This window comes from Actinomadura madurae (assembly GCF_047130825.1).
Taxonomy (GTDB): Bacteria; Actinomycetota; Actinomycetes; order Streptosporangiales; family Streptosporangiaceae; genus Spirillospora; species Spirillospora madurae.
Map to the genome: position 1 here is coordinate 5,604,213 of NZ_CP083237.1, position 17,992 is coordinate 5,622,204.

Consider the following 17,992-nt stretch of genomic DNA (forward strand, 5'->3'; position numbering starts at 1 on the left):
TTAGCGAACGCTCGTACGCCAAATAGCGTACACCTGTTCGCTATCGTGGAGCCATGTCTCCTCGTCACTCGGCGGCCGAGGCGGCCCGGACGCGCGAGCGGATCGTGCGGGCCGCGGTGCTGGACGCCTCCCGGCTGGGCCTCGAAGGTCTGACGGTCGGCGCGCTCGCGCGGCGGCTCGACATGAGCAAGGCGGGCCTCGTCGGCCCGTTCGGATCGCGCGACCGGCTGCTCATGGCCGCCCTCGACGAGGCCGTCGAGATCTTCAACGCGGCCGTCACCGCGCCCCTGGCGGACCTGCCGTCCGGTGCGGAGCGCCTGGGACGGCTCATCGACGGATGGATCGACTACCTCGCCGACTGCCCCTTCCCCGGCGGCTGCTTCGTCACGGCCGCCTCCTCCGAGCTCGACGGGCGCCCCGGGCCGCTGCGCGAACGGTTGCGGGAGATCGTCGACCTCATGCGCGGGGCGCTGACCGCGGAGATCGCCGCCGCCCAGGGCGAGCTGCCGGGCCCGCACCGTCCCGTGGAAGAGGTCGCCACCACCCTGTTGGGCCTGTCCATGGCCGCCAACCAGGAGATCCAGCTGCTGCAGGACCCGACGGCCCCGGCTCGTGCCCGCGCCGCCATGCGCCACGCCGCCGGGCTGGACGCCTAGGGTCACAGCCGTGGTGGCGGGGGCCGCGGCAAGCGTGTCGTTTCTGGGCGGGACGACGACGGCGCAGGCCAAGCCCCAACAAGTTCCCAGACGCCGAGAAATACCTCAAGATGGCCCTCCGACTGGCGCCCAGCGACAAGGACACCAACCGGCTCCTCGCCGACTGCTATATCCGGCAGGACAAGTTCGCCCTCTCCGTGCCGTGCTGGCAAGCGGCCGGAAAGGACGTCTTCGCCAAATGGTTCGGGGCGGTCCGCGGAACGCCGTACAAGATCCACGGCGACATCGCGCGAGTGCCTTTCCAGCAGCGGGACCCGTCACCATTGGTGGAGGGCTCGGTCAACGGCGGGCCGCCGGGAACGGGTTCGACGTGCTGGGCCACTTCTCCCACAGCTTCTACAAGCCGTACAACGTCACCTTCGACTTCACCGACATGAACCTCTACATCGCCCGCGGCAAGGCCGTCTGACACCGGAAGCGCTCTGCCGGGTTCGTCCCGGCAGAGCGTTTCCGTTTCAGAAAAGGAAGTCGTTGGCCAGGGTGTCGAGGTGGAGGTCGGCGTCACCGAAGGCGAGGGACGCGGCCGTGGCGTGCTCGGAGAACAGGTGCAGGTCGTGCTCCTGCGTGAAGCCGATGGCACCGTGTACCTGGTGGCCTAGGGCGCAGACGCGTTCGTACGCTTCGCTCACCCACGCCTTGGCCATCGCCACTTCCTGTGCCGCGTCCCGGTTCACCGAGAGGAGCCAGATGGCCTCGTAGGCGATGAACCGGGATCCCAGGACGTCGATCGCCATGTTCGCGCAATGGTGCTGGACGGCCTGGAACGACCCGATAGCGCGGCCGAACTGCTCGCGTTCCGTCGCGTACGCCACCGTCATGTCCAGGACGCGCTGGGCGGCGCCGACCATCTCCGCACAGGTCGCCGCCGCGCCGAACAGGGAGACCGCGTTGGCGGCGCCGGTCCCCACGGCGGCATCGGCCGGTACCCAGACGTCGTCCAGCTCGACGTTGCAGGAGCGGCCGGAGCCGATCGTCCCCAGCGGTTGCAAGGTCGTGTCGGAGGCCTCCACCCAGAAGGCGTGCGGCTCGCCGTCGAGGCGTGCCACCAACAGGATGTGTTCGGCGGACGCAGCGAACGGGACGAACGTGGCGGCCCCGTCCAGGACGAACCCGCTGTCAGAGCGCGTCGCCACCGGCCCCTCCCCTGGACGGTCCCAAGGGAGGGGGGCGGCGGTCACGATCTCGCCGTTCGCTATCGCGTCCAGCCACCGCTGCTTCTGGGCGGACGTCCCGAAGCGGGCCACCGGCATCCCGCAGCACGCCACCGAGGTCAGCAGCGGGCTCGGGACCTGCGCGTGTCCGAGCTGCTCGAACAGCAGGCAGACGTCCAGGAAGTCGCCGCCCACGCCGCCGTGCTCCTCGGGGAACGGCAGGCCCGTCCAGCCGAGCTCGACCATCTCCTTCCAGAGCGCGGCCGAGTACCCGGCGGGGTCGTCGCCCAGCGCGCGGACCCCCGCCACCGCCGCCCGGGACTCCAGCAGCTCGCGGGCGGTGGAGGCGATCAGCTCCTGGTCCTCGGTCAGGCTCAGGTCCATCGCGGCGGCACCTTGTCGGAGCGGACCCACACGCCCGGCCGTTCCTCCCAGAACAGCTGGACGAGGACGCCGCCGGTGTGCTTCGGATGGATGAACGTGTGCTTCCAGGCGGCGCCGTCGGTGACGCCCTCCTCGTCGTCGAACGTGGGGGTGTCGTGGTGCTCGCAGGCGGCCATGGCCGCGTCCCAGTCGTCCACCTCGAAGGTGACGTGGTGGGCGCCGGGGCCTCCCTTGTCGAGGAACCGCTCGATGAACGAGCCCTCCCCGCGCGGCATGATCACTTCCCAGCAGATGGCCGAGCCGGGGATGTTCAGCACGAGGTCGGCCATGTCGGGGTGCTCGTCGTCGGCCGTCCGCCACACCTGGACGAACCCCGCGAGGTCGTGGTACCAGCGGGCCAGCTCGTCGCGGTCGTGGAACGCCTGGCAGATGTGGTCGAGCGCCACGATGCCGAGGGACGGCCCGTCCACGGACCCGGTCGCGGCGACCGAGGCGGCCGAATCGCCGCACATGTCCAGGCTGCCGGGACCGCGGAGCCGCCACAGGACGCCGGGGCCCTTCTCCGGCGGGCTCAGCGACGCCTCCAGCCAGCGCCCCCGCGCGCCGTCGGTGGCCTTGATGCCCCGCACTTCGAGTTCCGCCTGGACGGCCTCCAGGTCGGGCACCTCGGCGCCGACGTGGTGCAGGCCGGGGCGCCCGCCGTGCTCGTCCAGCCATGTCCGCAACGACGAGCCCTCGCCGGAGGGCGCGACGACCTCCCACGCCTGGCCGCGGCTGCCGGGGATCTCCAGCCGGGCACCGCGCACGCCCTCGCCCGGATTGTCCCAAGTCCGGACCGTCCGGAACCCGAACAGCCCGGAGAGCCGGGCCACCTGCGCGTCGAGGTCGGGGGTCACCTGCGCCACATGATCGATGCGATAGATCTGCACGGGTCCTCCTAGCTCGGGTGGGGCTCGATCCAGTCGTAGCCGTAGGTGACGAGCTCCTTGACGAGCCGCAGGTTGTAGCGGTTCATCGCGGCGATCCGCTCGGCCAGCTCGCCGATCCGCTTGTCGAACTCGTCCGCCGGATACACGTCGTTGACCAGGCCGAGCCGCAGCGCGCGGTCGGCGTCGATGCGGGCGCCGGTGAACAGCAGCTCCTTGGCGCGGGCCTTGCCGATCCGCTCCGGCAGCCGCTTCACCCCGCCCCAGCCGGGCGCCGACCCGCCGAACTCGGGCTGGTCGGGGTCGCCGTCCTCGGTCATCTTCGGCCGGTACGGCGGGCGCGCCGACAGCGTGATCTCGACGAGGCCCATCTTCGCGTTGTCCGAGGCGATGATGAAGTCCGCCGCGAGCGCCAGCTCCAGCCCGCCGCCGACCGCGTACCCGTGCACGGCCGCGATCACCGGGACCGACAGCCGCTCCATCATCGCGAACGTCTTCTCGCCGAGCCTGCCCTGCTCGATCCGCTCCCGCGGCGTCAGCTTCTCCGACCAGCCGAGGTCCATCCCGGCGCAGAACGCGCGCTCGCCGGCGCCGCGCAGCACCACCACGCAGACGTCCTCGTCGTCGTCCACGCGGGTGAAGATGTCGCGCAGCTCCGCCATCGTCGTCGGCGTCAGCGCGTTCAGCTTGTCCGGGCGGTTCAGCGTCAGCCAGGCGACCCGCTCCTCTATCCGCAGATCGACGGTCTCGTAGGCGTTCTCGTCGGGCATACGCGTGCGCTCCTCCGGTGGATGATCAGCTACGGGGCAGGTCGAGGCCCCGGGTGGCGATGACGTTGCGCTGGATCTCGGTGGTGCCGCCGAGGAAGGTCGACGCCACCGAGTCCCGGCACATGTGGGTGAAGGCGGCGCCGAGCGGCGCCCCGTCGCGCTCCCACAGCGCGGCGGACCGCCCGAACGCGCGGGCGCCCGTGCGGGCGAGCCGCTGGTGCAGCTCGGCACCGAACAGCTGGTTGATGGACGCCTCGAAGTCGGGCTCGTCCCCCGCCGCCTGCCGCGACACGGTGTAGCGGGCCAGGTTGTACAGGACGCGGATCTCGGTCTGCCGGCGGGCGATCTCCTGCTTCACCGCGGGGGTCGTGCGCGCGAAGCGCCGCCCCTCGGGAGAGCGCAGGTAGGTGACCAGCTCGGCCAGCGCCTGCTCGTACTTGATCGTGGCGCCGATCCCGGCGCGCTCGAAGCCGAGCGCGGACATCGCCACGTACCAGCCGCGGTTCTCCTCGCCGACCCGGTTCGCCACCGGCACCCGGACGCCCTCGAAGAAGATCTCGCAGAACGGCGCCGCGCCGCGGATGTCGGTGATGGGGCGGATCGTCACCCCGGGCGCGTCCGCCTCGACGAGCAGGAACGTGATGCCGCGGTGGGGCTTGCCGGCGTCGGGGTCGGTGCGGACCAGGACGAACAGCCAGTCGGCGTACTGCCCGAGGGACGTCCACACCTTCTGGCCGTCCACGACGTACTCGTCCCCGTCCCGGACGGCGCGGGTGCGCAGCGAGGCCAGGTCGGACCCCGACCCCGGCTCGGAGAACCCCTGCGCCCACGTCGCCTGACCGCTCGCGATCGGCGGCAGATGCGTCGCCTTCTGCTCGTCGGTGCCGTGCACCAGCAGCGTCGGGCCGAGGAGGAACGCGCCGATGCCGTTCACGGTCGGCACCCGCGCCCGCATCATCTCCTCGTGCAGGATGAACTCCTCCAGCGCCGACAGGCCGGCGCCGCCGTACTCGGCGGGCCAGTGCGGCGCGATCCAGCCGCGCTCGGCGAGCGCCGCCGCCCAGGCCCGTGCGCCCTCGCGGCGCTCCGGATCGTCGGCCACCCGGTCGACGGGCCAGTTGTAGCCGGCGACGTCCTCCGGTTCGAGGCTCTGCTCCTCGTCCGCGGCCGGACGGTACCCGATGGGGAACCGCTCGGCGATGAACGCCCGGACCTCCTCCCGGAAGGCGGCCTGCTCCGGCGTGTCGTCCCAGTTCACCGGCCGTCCGCCTCCCGGTCCCAGGTCGTCTCGGTGACCCCGTGCTCGCCCTGCGCGCGCAGCTTGTACTTGGCGACCTTGTCCGTGGGGGTGCGGGGCAGCGCGTCCACGAACTCCACGTAGCGCGGCACCATGGAGCGCGGCAGCCGCTCCTCGCAGTAGGCCACCAGCTCCTCCGGTTCCATGCCGGTGTCCGGTTGCACAACGATCGACACCTTGATGTCCTCGTCCTCCAGCTCCGAGGGCACGCCGATCGCGGCGCACTCCAGCACCGCCGGATGCTGGTTGATCTCGGTCTCCAGGTCGAAGGCCGAGATGTTCTCACCACGCCGGCGGATGGCGTCCTTCATCCGGTCCAGGAAGAAGAAGTACCCGTCGTCATCGCGCCATACCCGATCTCCGGTGTGGAACCACATGTTCCTGAAGCAGTGGGTCGTGGCCTCCCAGTTGCCGTAGTACCCCGTCGTGAGGACGAACGGCTGCTTCGGCCGCAGCACCAGCTCGCCCGGCTCGCCGGGGCCGAGTTCCCGGTCGTGCTCGTCCACGACCGCCACGTGGAAGCGCTCCTCGTGCGCCCGCCCGCACGAGCCGACCCGCCACTCCCCGTACGGGCTGCCCGTGGCGATGCCCGCCTCGGTGCTGGTGTAGGTCTCCACGGACCGGACGCCGAACCGCTCCCGCATCGGCTCGTCCAGGTTCGACTTGCCCATGTAGAACGTCTCCAGCCGGTGGTCGCGGTCCCGCGACGTCGGCGGCCGGTTCAGCAGGATCGGGATCATCGAGAACACGCTCATGCACACCTGCGCGTCGAAGCGGCGCACGTCGTCCCAGAACCGGGACGCGCTGAACCGCTCGACGATCGCGATGGACCCGCCGCCGAGCAGGGCGGAGAGCATGCCGTCCCAGAGGGCGGCGGCGTGGAACAGCGGCAGCGGGCAGTAGATCGTCTTGCCCCACCGGTCCAGGAAGTCGAGCGAGTCGTAGGCGCAGGTCAGAGCGAGGGCGTGCGGCACCATCGCGCCCTTGGACGGCCCCGTGGTGCCGGACGTGTACATGATCGCCTGCATGTCGGCGAAGCCGACGTCGACCTCGACCCGGCCGTCGCCGTCGTCCGGCAGCGCCCACAGGTCACGGGCGGGCTTGCCGAGCCGGTCGAGCGGCACCCCGGACCCCGCGGCGTCCCGCACGAGGACCCGGCCCAGCTTGGGCAGCCGGTCGGCGATCTCGGTGATCCGCTCCGCGTACGGCCCGTCGGTGATCAGCCAGCCGGAGTCGGAGCTGTCCAGGACGTGCCGCAGCAGCTCCCCCCGGTAGGCGATGTTGATCGGCACGGCGACCGCGCCGAGCCGCGCCAGCGCGAAGACGAGGTGCACGATGTCGGCGCAGTTGGGCAGCATCAGGCCGACGTGGTCGCCGCGCCGGACACCGGCGGCGGACAGCATGCGGGCCAGCCGGTCGGCGGTGGCGTCGACCTCGCCGTAGGTGATCTCTCCGTCGCGGAACTTGAGGAACGTCTGTCTTCGGTGAACCTGCGCCTGTGACCGGAGGACGTCCCCGAGGACGAAGCTCTCCAGCGTCTCCTTGCGCATCCGGACCTCCGCTGTCGCGTGCGTGGCGTGGGCCGTCGGTGGCGGTCGTCGGTGGCTGGGCGGTGAGGTGGCGGGCGGGCGGTGTCGGCGGGCGGTGTCGGGCGGGCGGTGGGGCGGAATCGGCCAGGAGCGATCCGCAACCGGACATTGCCTTAAATAGAGGAACACGAAACTCTAGACACAGCAACACTGGCGAAAAGGGAACAAAGTCGTGGCAGGGATGACCTCCTGGGACGAATGTTAACGAATGTGACAAGGGACACATCATCCGTGTACCCCGGTTTCGGACACCCGCACTCGGATTTCGGGACGTCTACCCGCGGCACGGAACGCCGAACGCCCGGCCGGGCGGCTGCCTGACCGGGCGTTCGCGCGAGGACGGGATCAGCCGATGACGCCGGCGATCCAGCCGTGGTAGTGGCCGATGCTCGTGTAGATGTCGGGGGTCTCGCCGCAGACGTCGCCGACGCCGCGGGAGTCGACCCCCTGGATGACCCAGCGGCCCTTGACCTTGGTCAGCAGCGGCGAACCGGAGTCGCCGCCGCAGGGGCCGCGGACGCCCTCGGGGTTGTCGGTGCAGATGTCGTTGTCGCGGATGCCCCACGCGTCGTCGCCGTCGGCGTCCACCCGGCACTTCCCGGTGCTCGGCGCGATCACCTTGGTGTCGAGCTGCTGGAGCTGGACGGGCAGCTGGCTCGGGTCGCCGGCGCTGGTCGAGGTGTACCCCCAGCCGATCTGGCGGACCGGCGTCCCCGGCGCGGGGATGCTCGTGGCCTGCGGGACGGTCGCCTGCGGGACGGCGGCGTCGAGGTGCAGCAGCGCGATGTCCTTGCCCTCGGAGCGGTCGTCCAGGGCCTGGTAGTCAGGGTGGACGACGATCTCCTTGAGCTTGGCGACGCTGCCGCCCTTCGTCCGGTCGTTGGAACCGATGCGGAGGTGGAACAGCGCCGGGTCCATGACCGTGTAGGGGGCGCCGCCGGTGCCCGCCGTGGTCACGCAGTGGGCGGCGGTGACCACCCACTCCTCGTCGATCAGCCCGCCGCCGCAGCGGTGCGAGTTCGGGTTCCCGTCCCGCTCGTACTGCAGGGAGGCCATGAACGGGTAGGTCTGGTCGGCCGGCGTCCCGCCGATGATCTTCGGGGTGGGCGGCGGCTCGTCCGCGTGCGCCGCCGCGCCGAGGCCCGCGAGGCCGGTGAGCGCCCCGGTCGCGAGCGCCCCCGCCAGCACCGGCGCCACCGCCGCGCCGGCGAGCCGTCGCCACGCGCCGTTCATCTTCCTGTCGTGCGTCCCCAAGGACAGCTCCGATCGGTCGAGTTGATCATGACCCGACGGACGCTACCGGCCCCGCACACCCGGTTCGCGACGCTCCGTCCGGAAAGATCAAGAACGCCCAGGTCGGGGCGGCTGCACAAGGAGTGCCAACGATCTCCCCTCAGGATCGGGAATGTTCGCCAGCAACGATCTTGACCGGCGCCTTTATCGTTCTGCCGTCCCCCTCGCGGAAGGAACGAGCGCGCCATGCCGAACCCGATGCCCCCGGAGCCCCGCTGGTGTTCCTGCCGCGTCCCCGACGTCGGCCGCAGGCAGGTCCTCGGCGGACTCACCGCCGCGAGCGCCCTCGCCCTCGCCGGCTGGCCCGGCTCCGCGTCCGCGGCGACGCACGGCCGGTCGGTGACGATCACCGTGATGGGCACCTCCGACATCCACAGCCACGCGGTGAACTGGGACTACTACAAGGACGCCGAGTACGCCGACGCCGACGGCAACACGGTCGGCCTGGCGCGCGTGTCCAGCCTGGTGAACCAGATCCGCGCCGACCGCGGACGCGACCGCACGCTGCTCTTCGACGCCGGAGACACCATCCAGGGCACCCCGCTCGGCTTCTACTACGCCTCCGTCGAGCCGATCACCGAGACCGGCGCGGTGCACCCGATGGCCCGCCAGATGAACGCCATCGGCTATGACGCCGTCGCCCTCGGCAACCACGAGTTCAACTACGGCATCCCGTTCCTCGACACGTGGATCGACCAGATGGACGCGCCGGTGCTCGCCGCGAACGCCGTCCACGCGGGCACCCGGCGTCCCGCCTACGCGCCGTACATGATCAAGAAGATGCACGTCCGCGGCCACCCGCCGATCAAGGTCGGGCTGCTGGGCCTCACCAACCCGGGCGTCGCGATCTGGGACAAGGCCAACGTCTCCGGCAAGCTCGACTTCCTCGACCTGGTGGAGACGGCGAAGCGCTGGGTGCCGGTGATCCGCGCCCGGGGCGCCGACGTCGTGGTCGTCAGCGCGCACTCCGGGGACAGCGGCACCTCGTCCTACGGCGACGACCTCCCGGTCGAGAACGCCGCCGCCCTGGTCGCCGAGCGGGTCCCGGGGATCGACGCCATCCTGTTCGGGCACGCGCACCAGGAGATCCCGGAGCGGTTCGTCACCAACAAGGCCACCGGCCGGACGGTCGTGATGAGCGAGCCGAAGTGCTGGGGCCAGCGCCTGTCCGTCTTCGACCTCACGCTCCGCCACGAGCGCGGCCGGTGGAGGGTCACCGGCAGGTCCGCGACGACCGTGAACAGCAACGCGGTGCAGGAGGACCCGAAGCTCGTCACGCTGATCAAGAAGCAGCACGACGCGGTGACCACCTACGTCAACAAGGAGGTCGCCACCTCCACCGAGGAGATGTCGGCGGCGGAGTCCTGCTGGAAGGACACCGCGATCCTCGACTACATCCACCTGGTGCAGACCGCGACGGTCACGGCGGCCGTCGAGGGCACCGAGCACGCGTCCCTGCCCGTGGTGTCGATCGCCGCCCCGTTCAGCCGCGCCGCGACCTTCCCCGCCGGCAAGGTCACGATCAAGGACATCGCCGGGCTCTACATCTACGACAACACGCTGCTGGCGAGCATCCTGACGGGCGCGCAGATCAAGGAGTACCTGGAGTATTCGGCGCAGTACTTCGAGCGGGTGGCGGCGGACGCCCCCGTCGACCCGGCCTCCTGGACGAACGCCGACAACCGTCCCGACTACAACTACGACCAGTTCTCGGGCGTCACCTACGACGTCGACATCGCCAAGGCCGAAGGCTCGCGCATCGTCAACCTGGCCTACGACGGGACGCCGGTCGCCGACGACCGGCGATTCGTGGTGGCGGTCAACAACTACCGCCAGTCGGGCGGCGGCGGGTTCCCGCACATCGCCACGGCCCCGGTCGTCTACAACGCGCAGGTGGCGATCCGGGAGGCGATCGTCGAGTACGCGTCCGAGGCGGGCACCATCGACCCCGCGACGTTCCACGTGGACAACTGGAAGCTCGTCCGCGACGGCGCCCCGGTCTTCTGACCCCCGGAAAACCGCTGGCGCGGGCCGCCGGCCGGCGGCCATCGTGTGATCATGCTCGACGACGCACAGGTGGCCGCCTTCATCCGGGACGGCTTCGTCCATGTCGAGAAGGCGTTCCCCGGCGAGCTGGCCGACGAGTGCCGCGGCATCATCTGGCGCGACCTGGACGCCGACCCCGCCGACCCGTCCACCTGGCCGGGCCCGGTCGCCGCGCGCCCCGACTACGCGCAGGCCCCGTTCGTCGCCGCGGCCAACACCCCGCGTCTCCACACCGCGTTCGACACGCTCGTGGGCGATGGACGCTGGACGCCGCGCACCAGCCTGGGCGGCTTCGTGATCCGTTTCCCCTCACCCGAACCCGCCGTCGTCGACGGCTGGCACGTCGACGTCAGCTTCCCAGGCCCCGCGTCGGAGCCGGACGACTACCTGACCTGGCGGGCGAACGTCACGTCCAGAGACCGCGCGCTCCTGATGTTCTTCCTGTTCTCGGACACCGGAGAGGCCGCCGCGCCCACCCGTCTCCGCGCCGGCTCCCACCACGACGTCGCCCGCGTCCTCGCGCCCGAGGGCGACCTAGGCTTGGACGCCAGAGAACTCGCCGAGCGAGCCGATACGGCCAGCGCGCATCGTCCGACGGTTCATGCCACGGGCAGCGCCGGTGACGTCTACCTGTGCCACCCGTTCCTGGTGCACGCCGGTCAGCCGAACCTCGGCACGACCGCGCGCTTCCTGGCCCAGCCGAAGCTGAGCCCGGCCGGGACGCTCCGGCTCGAAGGGCCCTCCCCGGTCGAGACCGCCATCAGGCAGGCACTCGGCCGTTGAGGGGTCAGCCGCTGGGCGAGGGGGCGGGCGACGGGGTCGTGCCCGGGGACCTCGGGTACTCGCAGGAGATGTTCCCGACGTCTTTGTCGCCGTCCCACTCCTCGACCAGGATGTACGTGCAGACGCGCCCGTGGTTGTCGGTGAAGGACCTCTCCCTCACGTCCTCGCCGCAGCCGCTCAGCACCACGGCGAGGACGGGCAATGTGTACAGCAATCGCCTGGTCATGGGGGTCCCCCTGCGCTCGCCGACGGTGAGGGCGGATAGTCGCAGTCGATGTTGTGGACGTCGTAGTCGTACTCGGAGCCTTCGTCTTCCACTTCGTTGACGACCACGTACGTGCAGGCACGCCCGTTCCGGTCGGTGAACGACTTCTCCACGACGTTCGACCCGCCGCCGCATCCGGTGAGCACCCCGGCTCCCACGACGACGACCACGGCCGCCATCGCCGCACTGTGGGCCCGCACACCGACCTCCCCACCCTGGGTGATCTGATCTTTGGGCCGGCCGCCCGGACCTGTCAAGACGCCGCCCGCTCCCCGCCGGCCGGGCCGCCGGTGGTTCGGCGGCGTACCGCGGCCAGGGCCGCGTCGAACAGCAGGAAGGCCAGGAGGGTGATGCCGAAAAGCGGGATGGCGTAGCCCACCAGCGCCACGACCGGAATTCCGAGCAGCAGTGCCGTGCGGGGCAGGCGGCGCGAGGCACCGCGCGCGGGCGGCCGTCCGAAACGCGTGCGGGCGGCCCGGGTCGGGCGGCGCTGCCACCACATGCGGTAGCCCCAGAAGATGATCCACAGCAGCCCGAGCGCGGTCGCGGCGAGGAGGAGCTGGTTGGCCGGGCCGAAGAGCCGTCCCATGTGGAACTGGATGCCGAGCGTGGACAGCTTGGCGAGCCACGGGTGGTCCGCCCAGTTCACGCGGGCGGTGACCTGTCCGGTGGCGGCGTCGACGGCGACCTCGTCCCGGTGGACGGGCCACGCGTTGTCGACCTGGGTGACCGTCCACACGCTGTCGACGTCCTCCGGCGCGCCGAGCTCCACCGGACCGGACAGCCCCGCCGCGCGTCCCGCCGCCAGCACCCGGTCGACGTCCGCGGCCGGATCGTCGGTGCCGGTGGCCGTGCCGCCGTCGTGACCGCTGTGCTCTCCGGCCGATGACGGGGCGGAGCCGGGACGGGCGGTGTTCAGCTCGGGTGCGGAGGAACGCAGCGCCCCCTGGACGGTGTCGAAGTTCGCTCCCGCGTGATCGGACCAGGTCAGTCCGGTGGCGCTCAGGAACAGCAGGACCGTCCCCAGCCACACCCCGGCCACGGCGTGCCTGCCGCGGGAACGGCGCACCCCGCGCGCCGAGCGGTCCACGATGACCAGCCGCCGGGCGGGGCCGCGTCCCCGATACTGGCGGCGGCGTCCCAGCCATAGCAGCAGCCCGCCGGCGACGATGACCCACAGCCAGCTCGCGGCCAGCTCTGAGTACAGCCGCCCGGGAACGCCGAGATGCAGGCTGCGGTGCAGCTCGTCCAGCCAGGTGGTCAGCGGGGTGTCGCCGGACGAGGTGGTCAGCGCCCCCGTGACCCGTCCGGTGTACGGGTCGACGTACACGGTGCGCTGCTTATCGCCCAGCTCCGGCACCGACATCGCGACGGCCGTGGTGGCGTGCTCGTCGGCGGGCGGGGTGACGGTGACGACCGTGCCCTCGGGGTGCGCCGCCTGCGCGGCGCGCACCTGGCCGGCCAGCGGACGCGGCGCGCCCGAGACGCTCCGCACGCGCAGCTCGTCCCCGTAGACGAGGCCGTCGAGCTGCGGCGTGAACGCGTAGGCCAGCCCGGTCAGGGCGGCGAGGACGAGGAACGGGGCCACGAACACCCCGGCGTAGAAGTGCAGCCGCCGCACCAGCGGCCAGACGTCGCGGCCGGTGGACCCGTCCCGGCCGGGTGCGCGCACCGGTTCGGTACCGGTGGGCAGGGGAAGGTGATCGGACGTTGTCGACATGCCTGCTCCAGACACAGGGCTCCAGATCCAGGCGGGCTCAGCCGCGGACCTGAAGAGAACGAGAGGACCCGTCGCTCCCGTGGGCACCCGGACGGAACCCACGCGAGATGTCAGAACCGGACGCGACGCACGCCCTTCGGACGGCATACGGAACAGCGGCCACGTGCGGAAGGTCCGGTGACAGAAGGTCGCCCTCGATCGGGCCCGGGGGGCAGCGTCAGGCGAGGGCGGCCAGGTCGGCCGGCGGGCCGCGACGGGCCATCACATGCCGCAGCGCCGAAGCCTGGAGCGGCGCGCGAACCCGGCGGCGGGGCCGTACCACGCGGGCCGGGCCGCGGACCGGCACCGGCCGCAGGCGGACGATGGCCCGCACCGCCCAGCCCGCCACCCTGCGGACCAGGGCGCACAGCCGGGACTCGCCGCACTCCAGCCACCACGAGGTGACGAGCACGGCGACCGCGTGCATCAGCAGCATCCCGAACCCGGACGACTCGCCGTGCATGCCCTGCATCTCCCCCGCCATGTGCGGGGCCGCGCCCGCTCCGGCGGGCATCGCGTGGCCGGGCGACATCTGCGCGAGCAGCGCGTGCAGCACCGTCTGGCAGACCGCGACGGCGGGCAGGATCGTGGCCAGGGTGCGTTCCCGGCGGGTCAGCGCCAGCGCCGGGACGAACGTGACCGCGAAGCAGACCGGCAGGGCGAGGCGGCCGACGGAGCCGCCGCCCAGGAGGTGCCCGGCGGCGGCCAGCCCTGCGCACGTCGCGGCGAAGCTCGCCGCGCGCACCCAGCGCACCACCGACCACAACTCCATCTCGCCCTGGATCCTCCCAGCCTCAGCGCGTGATACGCACCCCGGACCCGAGTGGTTCACCGGGAGAACGGCTCCTAGCTCCCGGGGCGGGACGCGCGGCGGTAGGCGGTGGGCGGGACGCCGACGGCGCGGGTGAAATGGTGCCGGAGATTGGCCGGGCCGCCCAGGCCGGAGCGTTCGGCGACCTGGTCGACGGGCAGGGACGTCGTCTCCAGCAACTTGCGGGCGTGGTCGATCCGGATGCCGCGCAGCCACGCCATGGGCGTCGTTCCGGTCGCGGCGTGGAAGCGGCGGATCAGGGTGCGCGGGGTGACGTTGGCGCGTCGCGCCAGGACGGGCACGGTCAACGGCTCGTGCAGGTGCCGGCGGGCCCAGTCGAGAAGGGGGCCGAGCTCGTCCGCGTCGAGGACGGTGATCTCCGCGTCGATGTACTGGGCCTGGCCGCCGGGACGGTGCGCGGGCATGACGAGCCGCTTGGCGAGCGCACCGGCGACGGCGGCGCCGTGGTCCTTCCTGACGACGTGCAGGCACAGGTCGAGTCCCGCGGCGGTGCCCGCGCTGGTCAGGACGTCGCCGTCGTCGATGTAGAGGACGGAGGCGTCCACCCGCACCTTCGGGTGGCGGGACGACAGCTGGTCCGCGTGCATCCAGTGGGTGGTCGCGGGGCGTCCGTCCAGGATGCCGGCGGCGGCCAGGACGAACGCGCCGGTGCACAGCGACACGATCCGGGCGCCGTTGCCGTGCGCGGCGCGGACCGCCTCGACGAGGTCGGGCGGCTGGTCGCCGAGAACGTTCGCGCAGGCGGGGATCACGACGGTGTCGGCCTCGGCGAGCGCGTCGAGGCCGTACCGGGCGTCCGCGGCGAACCCGGCGGTGGTGCGGGTGCCGGGGGCGGCGCACAGCCGGAAGTCGTACCAGGTGGGGGCGAGGCCCGGCCGCTCGTACCCGAACACCTCGCACGGGATGGCCAGCTCGAAGATCGGGACCCCTTCGGTGACCGCGACGGCGAGCCGATGCATGTCACAATCTTAGCGGTAGTGGTCACTTCTGCCACTTGGTTCGGTGCCGGGCGGGCGCGATGGTCGACGGTATGGACCGATTTCCCGTAGGACGTGCCTCCTTCGACCCGCCCCCGTCCGCCTCCGAACGGTTGTGGCGGGACGTCGTCGACCTCCTCCAGGAGGAGCGCGCGCAGATCGCCGGCCGCCCCGTGAGCAGGCCGGTGGACGTCGAGCGCCTCCGGGCCGGGATCGGCGCGTACGACTTCGAGCGTCCGGTGGCCCCCGACGAGGCGATCCGCGATGTCGCCGGGATGCTGCGCGCGACCACCGTCCACACGACCCATCCCCGGTATTTCGGGCTTTTCAATCCGACGCCGACCCTGATGAGCGTGGTCGGGGACACGCTCGCGGCGGCGTTCAACCCGCAGATGGCGGCCTGGTCGCACGCGCCCGCGGCGGCCGAGATCGAGGCGCATCTGCTGCGCTACCTGGGCGGACGGCTCGGCTACCCGCCCGGCGAGGTCGCCGGGTCGTTCACCAGCGGGGGCGCCGAGGCCAACCTGACCGCGGTGCTGCTGGCCCTGACGAAGGCGTGGCCGCGCTACGGCGAGGAGGGAGTGCGGGCGCTGCCGGGCCGTCCCGTCATGTACGCGTCGGCGGAGAGCCACCTCGCCTGGCTGAAGATCGCGCACGCCACCGGCATCGGACGGGACGCCGTGCGCCTCGTCCCGTCCGGCCCCGGCCTGCGGATGGACACCGCCGCCCTGGCCCGCCGGATCGCCGCCGACCGCGCGGCCGGCGACCTGCCGTTCCTCGTCGTCGCGACCGCCGGGACCACGGCGGCCGGTGTGATCGACCCGCTGCACGAGATCGCCGACCTGTGCCGCGACCTGCGCCTCCACCTGCACGCGGACGCCGCGTACGGGGGCGCCGCCGCGCTCTCCGACCGGCTCGCGCCCGCCCTCGACGGCATCGGGCGCGCGGACTCGATCACCGTCGACGCGCACAAGTGGCTGAGCGTCCCGATGGGCGCCGGGGCCCTCCTGTGCACCGACGCCGCGGGCCTCGCCGAGACGTTCCGGGTCACGACGTCCTACATGCCGGCCGAGATCCCCGACACGGTCGACCCCTACACCTCCAGCCAGCAGTGGTCGCGCCGCTTCATGGGCCTCAAGCTGTTCCTCAGCCTCGCCGTCGCGGGCCGCGAAGGGTACGCCGCGCAACTCGACCACGACGCCGATCTCGCGCACGGCCTCCGCGAACGGATCACCGCCGCAGGCTGGGACGTCGTCAACGACACGCCGCTCCCGGTCGTCTGCTTCGCCGACCCGGACGACGGCACGTGGGAGCACCACGAGGCCCTCGCCGAGAAGGTCGTCACCGGGGGCCGCGCCTGGATCAGCCCCGTCCGCCTCGACGGCCGCGCCGCCCTCCGCGCCTGCGTCATCAGCCACCGCACCACGCCCGCGGACATCGACGAGCTCGTCCAGGCGGTCAACGACGCACGCAAGGAAGCCTCAGCCGATCGCACGCTGCGTCACTGAGCCGTGATTCTCCGGGCATGACTACAGACTGTGAAGATCTCCGAGGAACCCGCCGCCCCGGCACGCTCGCGCACCGACTGGATCGTCTACGGCGTGACCGCGGCGCTGTCCGCGGCGTTCGTCGTCTGGGGCGCCGCGAACCACCGCGGCCTGAACTCGGCCACCAGGACGGCGCTCGGCTGGCTGCTGGCGAACGTCGGCTGGCTGTTCGTCCTCGCCGCGACGGGGTTCGTGGTCTTCTCCCTGTGGCTTGCGCTCAGCCGCTACGGGCGGATCCCGCTCGGCCGGGAGGGCGACGAGCCGGAGTTCCGCACCGTCTCGTGGGTCGCGATGATGTTCAGCGCGGGCATGGGCATCGGGCTGATGTTCTTCGGCGTGGCCGAGCCCCTCACCCACTACGTCAAGCCGCCGCCGGGCACCGACCCGTCGCAGAGCGAGCCGGCGATCGAGACCGCGATGGCCACCACGATGTTCCATTGGACGCTTCACCCGTGGTCGATCTACGCCGTCCTCGGCCTCGCGATCGGGTACGGCCACTACCGCCGCGGCCGCAGCCAGCTGATCAGCGCGGCGTTCGTCCCGCTGCTCGGCCGCCGCCGCACCGAGCGCCGCGTCGGCCGGCTCATCGACATCCTCGCGCTGTTCGCGACCCTGTTCGGCTCCGCCGCCTCGCTCGGCATCGGCGCGCTGCAGATCCGGACCGGCATGCAGGAGGCGGGCTGGATCGACTCGCTCGGAACCTCCGTCCTCGTCCTGATCATCGTGGTCCTGACGATCTGCTTCATCCTGTCGGCCGTGTCCGGCATCGCCCGCGGCATCCAGTGGCTGTCCAACACCAACATGGTGCTGGCCGCCTTCCTGGCCTTCTTCGTGTTCGTGGCCGGCCCGACGGTGTTCATCCTGGAGCTGCTGCCCACCACGGTCGGCGTCTACATCCAGGACTTCGGCGAGATGGCGTCCCGGTCGGGCGCCACGGGCGGCGAGCCGATGAAGACCTTCCTCTCCGAGTGGACGATCTTCTACTGGGCCTGGTGGATCTCCTGGGCCCCCTTCGTCGGCATGTTCCTGGCCCGGATCAGCCGCGGCCGCACCATCCGCCAGTTCGTCGCCGGCGTGATCATCGTGCCGAGCGCGGTCAGCCTCGGCTGGTTCGCCATCTTCGGCGGGACGGCCGTCGACCAGCAGCGCGCCGGCCTGAACCCCTACGGCAACGGCTCGGAGGAGCAGATCACCTTCAACGTCCTCGGCAACCTGCCCTGGGAACTGCTCACCGCGATCGTCGTCATGGTCCTCGTCGCGATCTTCTTCGTGTCCGGCGCGGACGCGGCCTCGATCGTCATGGGCACGCTGTCCCAGCGCGGCTCCACGAGCCCGTCCCGCTGGATCGTGGTCTTCTGGGGCGCGATGACCGGCGGCGTCGCCGCGATCATGCTGGTGATCGGCGGCGACCGGGCCCTCAACGGCATCCAGAACATCACCTTCATCGGCGCGCTGCCGTTCGCCATCGTCCTGATCCTGCTCTGCTTCTCCCTGGCGAAGGACGTCCGCTCCGACCCCATGATGCGCCGCCAGAACAAGGGCGCCGAAGTCCTCGAAGACGCCGTCGTGGCCGGCGTCCGCCACCACAAGGGCGACTTCGAACTCCAGATCAGACCTTCCGGCCGCGACACGCCCTCTCGATGACGCACCTGACCGA

The 17,992-nt window shown here is 71.7% G+C and carries 16 protein-coding genes; 5 read left to right on the plus strand and 11 right to left on the minus strand.

Features of this window, described 5'->3' with window-relative positions:
- The first annotated feature begins 53 nt into the window (after positions 1-53).
- Positions 54-656 (plus strand): TetR/AcrR family transcriptional regulator, encoded by a 603-nt coding sequence (locus tag K8Z49_RS25280; protein ID WP_021591078.1) that lies wholly within the window; start codon positions 54-56, stop codon positions 654-656.
- Positions 657-1,171: 515 nt separating this feature from the next.
- Here the strand turns inward: K8Z49_RS25280 and K8Z49_RS25285 are convergent.
- From K8Z49_RS25285 to K8Z49_RS25310, 6 genes are all read right to left on the minus strand, one after another.
- The gene (locus tag K8Z49_RS25285) at positions 1,172-2,251 is read right to left on the minus strand and encodes an acyl-CoA dehydrogenase family protein (RefSeq protein WP_412515385.1); all 1,080 of its coding nucleotides are present in this window, start codon (positions 2,249-2,251) and stop codon (positions 1,172-1,174) included.
- Positions 2,242-3,180: a VOC family protein gene (locus tag K8Z49_RS25290; RefSeq protein ID WP_021591081.1), complete on the minus strand. Its 939-nt coding sequence runs from the start codon at positions 3,178-3,180 to the stop codon at positions 2,242-2,244. Before K8Z49_RS25290 ends, K8Z49_RS25285 begins: the two co-directional genes overlap by 10 nt.
- Positions 3,181-3,188: 8 nt before the next feature.
- Complete coding sequence (locus K8Z49_RS25295; RefSeq protein WP_021591082.1) at positions 3,189-3,947, minus strand: enoyl-CoA hydratase/isomerase family protein; 759 nt, start codon at positions 3,945-3,947, stop codon at positions 3,189-3,191.
- Positions 3,948-3,972: 25 nt separating this feature from the next.
- On the minus strand, positions 3,973-5,205 hold the full coding sequence (locus tag K8Z49_RS25300) for an acyl-CoA dehydrogenase family protein (protein ID WP_075023968.1): 1,233 nt from the start codon (positions 5,203-5,205) through the stop codon (positions 3,973-3,975).
- Positions 5,202-6,794 (minus strand): AMP-binding protein, encoded by a 1,593-nt coding sequence (locus K8Z49_RS25305; protein WP_021591084.1) that lies wholly within the window; start codon positions 6,792-6,794, stop codon positions 5,202-5,204. The genes K8Z49_RS25300 and K8Z49_RS25305 overlap by 4 nt, the downstream gene beginning before the upstream one ends.
- Before the next feature lie 384 nt (positions 6,795-7,178).
- Complete coding sequence (locus K8Z49_RS25310; protein WP_412515386.1) at positions 7,179-8,087, minus strand: S1 family peptidase; 909 nt, start codon at positions 8,085-8,087, stop codon at positions 7,179-7,181.
- 225 nt (positions 8,088-8,312) lie between these two features.
- On the opposite strand from K8Z49_RS25310, the gene K8Z49_RS25315 reads away from it, so the two are divergent.
- A complete protein-coding gene (locus tag K8Z49_RS25315; protein WP_256255680.1) occupies positions 8,313-10,133 on the plus strand; it encodes a bifunctional metallophosphatase/5'-nucleotidase in 1,821 nt (606 codons plus the stop codon).
- Between the two features lie 51 nt (positions 10,134-10,184).
- Positions 10,185-10,955: a phytanoyl-CoA dioxygenase family protein gene (locus K8Z49_RS25320; protein WP_111830627.1), complete on the plus strand. Its 771-nt coding sequence runs from the start codon at positions 10,185-10,187 to the stop codon at positions 10,953-10,955.
- A 4-nt stretch (positions 10,956-10,959) separates the two neighbouring features.
- On the opposite strand, the gene K8Z49_RS25325 is transcribed toward K8Z49_RS25320, so the two are convergent.
- The 5 genes from K8Z49_RS25325 to K8Z49_RS25345 form a co-directional block, all read right to left on the minus strand.
- Positions 10,960-11,181 carry a hypothetical protein gene (locus K8Z49_RS25325; RefSeq protein ID WP_412515387.1) on the minus strand — a complete coding sequence of 74 codons (222 nt, stop codon included), beginning with the start codon at positions 11,179-11,181 and terminating at the stop codon, positions 10,960-10,962.
- On the minus strand, positions 11,178-11,420 hold the full coding sequence (locus K8Z49_RS25330; protein WP_143118757.1) for a hypothetical protein: 243 nt from the start codon (positions 11,418-11,420) through the stop codon (positions 11,178-11,180). Before K8Z49_RS25330 ends, K8Z49_RS25325 begins: the two co-directional genes overlap by 4 nt.
- Positions 11,421-11,473: 53 nt before the next feature.
- Positions 11,474-12,940 (minus strand): PepSY-associated TM helix domain-containing protein, encoded by a 1,467-nt coding sequence (locus K8Z49_RS25335; protein WP_075023965.1) that lies wholly within the window; start codon positions 12,938-12,940, stop codon positions 11,474-11,476.
- Between the two features lie 217 nt (positions 12,941-13,157).
- Positions 13,158-13,751 carry a hypothetical protein gene (locus K8Z49_RS25340; protein ID WP_075023964.1) on the minus strand — a complete coding sequence of 198 codons (594 nt, stop codon included), beginning with the start codon at positions 13,749-13,751 and terminating at the stop codon, positions 13,158-13,160.
- A gap of 74 nt (positions 13,752-13,825) precedes the next feature.
- A complete protein-coding gene (locus K8Z49_RS25345) occupies positions 13,826-14,770 on the minus strand; it encodes a GlxA family transcriptional regulator (protein ID WP_075023963.1) in 945 nt (314 codons plus the stop codon).
- A gap of 71 nt (positions 14,771-14,841) precedes the next feature.
- On the opposite strand from K8Z49_RS25345, the gene K8Z49_RS25350 reads away from it, so the two are divergent.
- The gene (locus K8Z49_RS25350) at positions 14,842-16,296 is read left to right on the plus strand and encodes a pyridoxal phosphate-dependent decarboxylase family protein (protein WP_075023962.1); all 1,455 of its coding nucleotides are present in this window, start codon (positions 14,842-14,844) and stop codon (positions 16,294-16,296) included.
- 30 nt (positions 16,297-16,326) lie between these two features.
- Positions 16,327-17,979 (plus strand): BCCT family transporter, encoded by a 1,653-nt coding sequence (locus tag K8Z49_RS25355; protein WP_075023961.1) that lies wholly within the window; start codon positions 16,327-16,329, stop codon positions 17,977-17,979.
- Positions 17,980-17,992: the final 13 nt, after the last annotated feature.